The organism is Salmonella sp. SAL4457, from assembly GCF_046548235.1.
GTDB lineage: Bacteria > Pseudomonadota > Gammaproteobacteria > Enterobacterales > Enterobacteriaceae > Salmonella > Salmonella enterica.
Genome location: NZ_JBGDZO010000356.1, coordinates 1 through 279 on the forward strand (window position 1 = coordinate 1; position 279 = coordinate 279).

Genomic DNA, 279 nt, shown 5'->3' on the forward strand with positions numbered 1-279 from the left:
ATCCAGGTCTGTGCGACGACCCTTGCCGATTTCACCCTGGCCGATCCGCAAGTCCGTGCCCATGGCACCCGCGACCTGGTTCCGGGCATGGTGCTGGCGCGCAACCTCACCGCCAACAACGGCATGCTGCTGCTCAACGCCGCGTGCTGGATCTTCCCCGACCTCGCCAGCGAGCACGGCCTCGGTTTCGCTCTCCCCGCCACCGGTGTCGCCGGCGACCTCGGCGTTGTGGCGCGGGACATGCCGCTCTGGCAGGCCCTCGGCGGCATCCTCCTGTCG

Annotated in this window: 1 protein-coding gene; it reads left to right on the forward strand. The window is 69.5% G+C overall.

Annotated elements, in window-relative coordinates; translation table 11 throughout:
* Positions 1-279 (forward strand): hypothetical protein (locus tag ACLJNW_RS24630; protein ID WP_410961277.1); only part of this gene is annotated, 279 nt, incomplete at both ends.